Below are 7858 nucleotides of genomic sequence, written 5' to 3' on the forward strand. Positions count from 1 at the left end.
GGGGACACGATGCCAGAAGCGGCGCGGGTAGGGGACACCATCGGGCATTCCAGTGCCATGGCGGGCTTGATTGCAGGTACCGTCATCGGCTCATTAATTTCAGCTGCTGGGGGAATTTTATCCGGCGCCCTCTTTATCGCGGGATTGGCCGCCTCCTGTATCGGGGTGGGCGTTCTGCTGATAGGGGCTGCAATTGCGGTGGGCATGGCAGCGGACTATGTCGGCGGCATGGCGCGAGATGCCTGTGTGTCCAAAGGGGCCTCGTCGCGAAGTCCCTGCGGGGAAATCAAGGAGGGTTCCCCCAATGTCGCTATCAACAACAAACCCGCAGCTATAGCGACACGCAGTCCGGTGGAATGCAGCAAAGAGAACGGCATTCGCCAGATGGCGGAGGGTTCTGATTCCGTTTTCATCAATGGCTATCCTGCGGTGCGGGTCGGAGACAAAACGGTCTGTGATGCGGCAGTCATGACCGGTTCATCTAATGTCTTCATCGGCGGAGGAACGGAGCAGACGGCCCAAATTGTGCCGGAAATCCCCCCATGGGCGTACACCGTTTCCGATTTAACGATGCTAGCGGCAGGGTTCGCCAGTTTCGGTGGGGCAGCAGCCAAAGGCCCCGGGGCGTTACAAAAGCTGTTCGACAAGATGCCGGGGGCGGCTAAAATCCGCCAAATCGCCTGTCGGCTCGGGGTGCTGGCTGTCGCTGTGCCTGTCGTGGGGATCCTCATGAACCCCGTGGAAGTCATTGCCGGTCAGAAGTTCCTGAACGATGAGGACGAGCTGGATTTTGTGCTGGAGAGCGAACTACCGCTTTATTGGCAACGCAGTTACCTGAGCAGTTATCGCTATGACAGCGTACTTGGACCGGGCTGGAACCTATTCTGGGAAAGCTGCCTCACGCGCGTGGAAGACGGCTTACTCTGGCGTTCCCCGTCGGGGGATATCGTGCCATTTCCTGACGTGCCGGCAGGACACCGCTGTTTTTGCCCGGATGCTCAAAGTCACCTGATACACACACCGGAAGACACTTGGGAAATCCGTGATGCCGGCGAACAGATTTACCATTATGTGGAGTTCGATTCTGACGGCATTAGCCGCCTGAGCCACATTCGCGATAATGTGGGTAACGAGCAGAGCTTCCATTACAACGAGCAGCGTCAGATGGTCAACATCACGGGCAGCGGCGGGCTTAACCTGCACTGCGATTACGTGATAAGGGAAAATGATAACCAAACGGTTTCCCGTCTCATCGCCGTCTGGCGCGAACTCCATGATGGTCAGCGTATCCCGCTTTGCCGCTACCACTATAATGACCAGGCGCAATTGACCGGGGTCAGCCATCGTAATGACCCTCTCCAGCGCCAGTTCGGCTGGACTGAACACGGTCTGATGGCATGGCATCAGGATGCGCGGGGGTTACGCTGTAATTACCAGTGGGAGCAGGATGAAGATGGCTTGTGGCGCGTCACTGCCCAACAAACCAGCGAGGGGGCTGGTTTTCAGCTGGCATACGATGACGAGAACCTCACCCGTACGGCCCACTGGCATGACGGTACCCGCACGGTGTGGCGCCTCAACGACGCACACCACCTCATCTACTGCCTCGACCGCACGGGCACCGAACATCATATCCTGTGGGATGAATTTGGCCTGCCGAATGGTTACAAGGATGCAGACGGCAACACCCGTCTGAGTGAATGGGACCCGCATGGTCGCCAGCTGAGTTTCACTGATGCTAACGGCAACCAGACCCGCTGGCAGTACGAGAATGATACCGACCGGCTCACCTTTATCTTCTGGCCGGATGGCACAGAAACGGCACTGACTTATGATAACCTCGGGCGGCTGATTAGCGAAACTTCGCCACTGAAACAGACCACACATTACCACTATATGCATCGTCACACTCTGCGACCTGACCGGCGCATCGACGCTAAAGGGGGCGAGAGCCAGTTTTTGTGGAATGAACAGGGACAGCTTATCCGCCATGCGGATTGTTCTGGTCAGTCCACGATATGGAGTTATGATCGGGAGAATCGGCTGGAAAAAGTCACCAATGCCCTGATGGAAAGTACCCGTTATCACTATGGTGATAATGGTCAACTGATTCAGATCACCTATCCGGATGACTCCACCGAACAGATGACGTGGGACCCGGCAGGCCAGCTTATCAGTCACCAGCGCAATCAAAACCCGCCCCGTCATTGGGCATATAACGCGCTGGGTCAGGTCGTTTGTACCACTGACCGGCTACAACGGCAGGTGCATTATCACTATAGTCCCGAGGGCCATCTGATCCGGCTCGACAACGCCAACGAGGGCCGTTACCTGCTGAACCGTGATGCGGAAGGCCGATTAATCGAAGAAATCCGCCCCGACGACACCTTAATCCAGTACGAATACAACGTAGCGGGCTTGCTGAGCCTTGAACGGCGCATGGGTGACAGAGTATTCAAGTACCCGGAGCATCGGGTACACCAGCATTATGATGCGGCGGGTCATCTTATTCAGCGGGAAACTCACACGGACACTTATCAGTACCAGTGGGACAAGATGGGCAGACTGCTGGAAGCCCGGCGCGAACCTAATGATAACGGTAAACAACTGGGGATAGAGCCCAACACGGTGCGTTTTGATTATGACGCACTGGGGCGGGTCACTCGGGAGCAGAACGGCGACGACAGCCTCCAGTTTGACTATGATGAACTGGATAACCTGACCACCCTCACATTGCCACATGGTGGCACCTTAAGCTGGCTTTACTACGGCTCGGGTCACCTGAGTGCCATCCGGCATGAACAGACACTTATCACTGAATTCGAGCGTGACCGTCTGCATCGTGAAACGCGCCGCACACAGGGCAAGCTGTTCCAACTTCGTGATTATGATCCACTAGGACGCTGTACCCACCAGTATAGCCTGCCGTTGAAACGGACCAATACAGAGCCCCAGCCCTATCTTAGCGAAGGAAAGCCGTGGCGGGCGTGGCTCTACAACCCACAAGACGAATTGCAGGTGATGGAAGATCATTACCGAGGCATGATCGAATATCTCTATGATTCTGAAAGTCGCCTGAAAAAAGTGACGCATTGGGGCAGCGCTTATGATGATATGTTGTGGTATGACCGAGCGGATAACCTGCTGGAGCAACCCCAGTCGATACTGAAACGTGAGGCTGAAGAACAGAAGCTGGGCAAAACGATGGAGCCGCAAGGCGACCGCCTGAGCCACTGGCGCGAATGGCGCTATGAACATGACCCGCATGGCAACGTTATCAGCCGGGCGCGTGAGATGCGCGAAACACAGCATTATCGTTATGATGGTGATAACCGCCTGACGGTGGCAGTTATCGGCAACACAACAGCACGTTATCACTATGATGCTCTGGGGCGGCGTATTCGCAAAGTGGTTAAAATCGGGATTGATGGACTGGCGCGTTATGAACAAACCGATTTTGTCTGGCACGGGCTGCGGCTGTTGCAAGAGCGGGATGCGAAAAGTGGCGAAATCCAGACCTACTGCTACGAATCCCATGACAGCTACACCCCGCTGGCCAGCATTGTCACGAAAGGCGCCACACACAATTACTTCTGGTATCACACGGACATCAACGGCGCGCCACTGGAAGTAACGGATGAGGAGGGTAAAATTGCGTGGGCGGAAAAATACAATACTTTCGGTGAACTAGGTGGCATCCCGTTGGATTACTTCACCGACCCGGCCCGGTCATCATGGAGTTCGCGTTTCAGGCAAAACCTGCGTTATGCGGGACAATATTTTGACAAAGAGACGGGGCTGCATTTTAATACGTATCGGTATTATGCGCCGGAGATTGGCCGGTTTATTACGCCTGATCCGATAGGGCTGAATGGGGGTCTGAACCTGTATACCTATGCCCCTAATCCGATGAGTTGGATCGATCCTCTCGGACTATACAAAGGGGAAGGTCAGCGGGGTTTAGGGAAGTATCATGTTTTCCATTATCATACTTTGAAACCATCTGAATATGAGCTATCTGATGGCCAACACTTCAAACGAGGTAATCAATCTGTATACGAAAGAATGCAGAGTGACCCCGCATTCAAACGTGAAATGCAGACCAAGTACCCAAGTGTAGAAAAGCATGTTCAGCCTAGCAAACGTGGGAATTTTAAACCTACAGCACCGAAGGGCATGACTTGGCATCATGAAAATGAATCAGGCAAGTTGAGTTTAGTTGATTACAATGACCATAAGTCTTATCACAAAATCTATCATCCCGATGGCTCAGGTGGTCGTAAAAAGTGGGGAGGTGGTAATGGCTGTCGTTAAAAAGGAAAAGGTTAATGCAAACAGTTAAAGGCTTTGATGGATTGTTATCCATTTATAGAGAACTTGATGAAGCATGGTGCTTTTTTGTTGATGTTGGCTTTATAAATGAAAGTAATGATATTGATAAAGCTACCTATTATCTACCAGAGACAGAAGATGAACTGGAAGACATGGATGAACTGGAAGATAAGTATAAAAGCTGGCTGGAATATCAAACATTCAGAGCTATTATTGATAACAAGCTAGAACATCACCCCAATGCAACCCGTGATGAACTGTTAGAAGCTGTGGTTTATTACCTCGAAGAAGATGACTTCTTAGATTAAATCGGAGGCCGGAAGATCTTCGTGATCTTCCGGCTTTGTTTTTTTAAGAGCCGCTCAATCCCTGCCCTTAGCCGCTTTTGTAATCGCCAAGCAGTTCCCGCATCCGCAGCTTAATCTCACTGAGCTGGGCCTGTTGCCGCTGGTACTGCTGATTCTGTTGTTGCATGGCTTCACTGTCAGGGATCAGCACCAGACAGCCGTCCATAATCTTGACGGTCAGGGTGCAACCTTTATCGAACCCGGCGGCCTTAAGCCATTGACCTTTCAGGTGTATCGCAGGCGGTGCTTTAGCCTTGTCGTTTTGCGGCACGTATCCCACGGTATAAAAACGCTCTGTTTTTGTTGCTTTATTTACGGCACGGTTTTGCCTAGAATGCGCCTTAGCCATAGTAACTACCTCTTTTAGTTGCTTGTGGTGAGCGGCGTTGTTGTGTTGCTGCACTTCAACGCCGCACTAAAAAATCACTTTAGACTTAGTTATTCTTCTCCTGATCAACAGGGCGTATTGCCGACTCAACCCGGTGCTTAACAATCACCGCATCAATCAGTTTAATCACTGTCTCCTGTTCTTCCGGCTGGCATTGGGCCAGTGCTTTAAATCGCTCCATTAATCGCGTGTTGCTAATCGGTATCTGTTCGTTAGGCGAGCCAAGCAATAAGTAATCAATAGTTGTCGTGAACAACTCAGCCAGTTGGATCAACTTATCAGCCGGAGGGATGTGCATCCCGGACTCATACTTGTTGTACTGCGAAAGTTGCAAGCCAATCAGGGCAGCAACTTCCTTCTGTGTTCGTCGCTGTTGGTTACGTAACTCTTTGAGTCGTTTACCGAATGCCCGGCGCTGTTCTTCGGTCTGCATAATCTCATCTATCACATCAGCCATAAAATGCTCCAAGTATAAGGTGAGTTCCAAAAACGACTTGCTTTACTATCGTAATACGAATATATAATATATCGCATATCGAAGCAAAATAAATCTTGACATATTTTTGGGGGATCTCTGTTATGGCCCGCATTCCCGAAGCCGAATTACAGCACCTGAAAGCCGCCGTTTCCTTAGTCGCCGTGGTGGAGCAACAGGGGCGAAAGCTGGTTAAACGCGGCAAAGATTACGTGCTGCTGTGCCCGTTCCATCAGGAGAAAACCCCGTCAATGGTTATCTCACCGGCAAAAAATCTCTATCACTGTTTTGGCTGTGATGCCGGCGGCTCTGTGCTCGACTGGGTGATGAAAACCGAGGGCTTAAGTCTGCGCCGGGCGGTGGAACGGTTACGCGGGGAACTCGGGGATAACCCGTCGGTGGTGCCATTGGTGCAACCGGATGAACCGGCCATGCTGACCGAAGACGAAGCCGGTCGGCAGGCGTTGCTGCATCGGGTAACCGAGTTCTACCATCATACGCTGTTGAATGCTCCCGAAGCCCTGGCTTATCTGGAAAAACGCCGGCTCAACCACCCGGAATTAGTCGCCCGGTTTAAACTCGGTTTTGCCAACCGTACGTTAGCCTATCGCCTGCCCATCAAGGCGGTGCAAGCCGGCGCACAAATCCGTGCCCGTCTTCGGGCCGTGGGGCTAATGCGTGACAGCGGACACGAGCACTTTACCGGTTCGCTGGTGATACCAGTTATCGACCCGAACGGTCAGATCCGCGAAATCTACGGGCGCAAAATCACCGACCGCTTACGCAGCGGAACACCGCTGCATCTGTATCTGCCCGGCGCACACGGCGGGATATGGAATGAGCCGGCGCTGATCAGTGCCGGGGCGGTCATCCTCTGCGAATCCTTGATCGATGCCCTGTCGTTCTGGGTGGCCGGTCACCGCCATGTCACCGCCGCCTATGGCGTGAACGGCTTCACCGATGAGATGCGGCAGGCATTCCGGCGGCATGGCGTTAAGCAGGTCTTGATCGCCTACGACAATGATCCGGCCGGCAATGAAGCGGCGGTAAAACTGGCTGCCGAACTGACTGCCACCGGTATCACCGTGTTCCGGGTGGTGTTCCCCGAGGGCATGGATGCCAACGGCTATCTGTGTCAGGTCGCCGAGCCGGAACGGGCCTTCGGCCTGTTACTTGACGGGGCGGTGCCGATGCAGGCGCCCGATACAGCTACAGCCACTGAGTCGGTGGTAGAACCGACCTCTCTGCCGGCCTTAACCGCGGCACTGCCAGCTATGCCCGGTGTGGTGTGGGGAAAAGACGCCCACGGCGCCGTACAGGTTACTCTGGGCACATTGCGCTGGCAGGTCCGCGGGTTGGCTCAGGTGAAACCAGGTTCGGCAGTGATGAAAGTCAATGTGCAGGTTATCGATACCGACAGCGGCGTGATGTTCGCCGACAGCGTGGACATGATGAGCGCCCGCAGCCGGAACGGGTATGCGCGGCTGGCCGCCACCGAACTGGGGCTGGCCGAAGGGGACTTACGGCGTTCACTGGGGCAGCTGTTACTGGTCCTGGAACAGTGTCAACAGGCCGGGGCCGGTGAACAAACCGAAACCCCGCCAGTTCCCGAACTGAGCGAGGACCAGCGGGCCGCAGCGTTAGCCCTGTTGCAGGACCCGCACCTGAGCGAGCGCATCACCGCCGATTTAGCCGCTTGTGGCGTGGTGGGCGAATCCACTAACCTGCTGGCCGGTTACTTAGCCGCCGTCAGTCGCAAGCTAGAGCGTCCGCTGGCGGTGCTGATACAGAGCAGTTCGGCAGCAGGTAAAAGCAGCTTAATGGAGGCCGTCCTCAATCTGATACCGGAAGAAGAACGGCTGCAATACAGCGCCATGACCGGTCAGAGTCTGTTCTATCTGGGGGAAACCAATCTCCAGCATAAAATCTTAGCTATTGCCGAAGAAGAAGGGGTACGGCAGGCCGCCTACGCGCTCAAGCTGTTGCAAAGCGACGGCGAACTGACCATTGCCAGCACCGGCAAAGATGACGCCAGCGGGAATCTGGTCACCAAACAGTACACGGTGAAAGGGCCGGTGATGCTGATGCTCACCACCACCGCAATAGATGTCGATGAAGAGCTGTTAAACCGCTGTCTGGTGCTGACCGTGAACGAATCGCGGGAACAGACCGAAGCTATCCACGCCTTGCAGCGCCATAAGCAAACCCTCGAAGGCTTACTGGCGGAGAATGAAAAGGCGTATATCACCGAGCTGCATCAGAACGCCCAGCGGCTGTTACGCCCGCTGAATGTGGTTAACCCTTATGCCTCACAAC

The 7858-nt window shown here is 54.0% G+C and carries 5 protein-coding genes; 3 read left to right on the forward strand and 2 right to left on the reverse strand.

Annotated elements, in window-relative coordinates; translation table 11 throughout:
- Positions 1–9 precede the first annotated feature (9 nt).
- Entirely contained in the window at positions 10–4314 is a 4305-nt protein-coding gene (locus BO26_RS10510; protein WP_036771230.1) for an RHS repeat-associated core domain-containing protein, read from the forward strand.
- A gap of 14 nt (positions 4315–4328) precedes the next feature.
- Entirely contained in the window at positions 4329–4640 is a 312-nt protein-coding gene (locus BO26_RS10515) for a DUF7716 domain-containing protein (protein WP_036771231.1), read from the forward strand.
- A 67-nt stretch (positions 4641–4707) separates the two neighbouring features.
- Here BO26_RS10515 and BO26_RS10520 read toward each other — a convergent pair whose 3' ends face one another.
- Both BO26_RS10520 and BO26_RS10525 read right to left on the reverse strand, forming a co-directional pair.
- Positions 4708–5028 (reverse strand): SymE family type I addiction module toxin, encoded by a 321-nt coding sequence (locus BO26_RS10520; RefSeq protein WP_036771232.1) that lies wholly within the window; start codon positions 5026–5028, stop codon positions 4708–4710.
- An 85-nt stretch (positions 5029–5113) separates the two neighbouring features.
- Entirely contained in the window at positions 5114–5524 is a 411-nt protein-coding gene (locus BO26_RS10525; RefSeq protein WP_036771233.1) for a helix-turn-helix domain-containing protein, read from the reverse strand.
- Between the two features lie 122 nt (positions 5525–5646).
- On the opposite strand from BO26_RS10525, the gene BO26_RS10530 reads away from it, so the two are divergent.
- A partial coding sequence (locus BO26_RS10530) for a CHC2 zinc finger domain-containing protein (protein WP_036771234.1) occupies positions 5647–7858 on the forward strand: 2212 nt, incomplete at its 3' end.

Origin of the sequence: Photorhabdus australis DSM 17609 (assembly GCF_000711895.1) — a bacterium.
Classification (GTDB): Bacteria; Pseudomonadota; Gammaproteobacteria; order Enterobacterales; family Enterobacteriaceae; genus Photorhabdus; species Photorhabdus australis.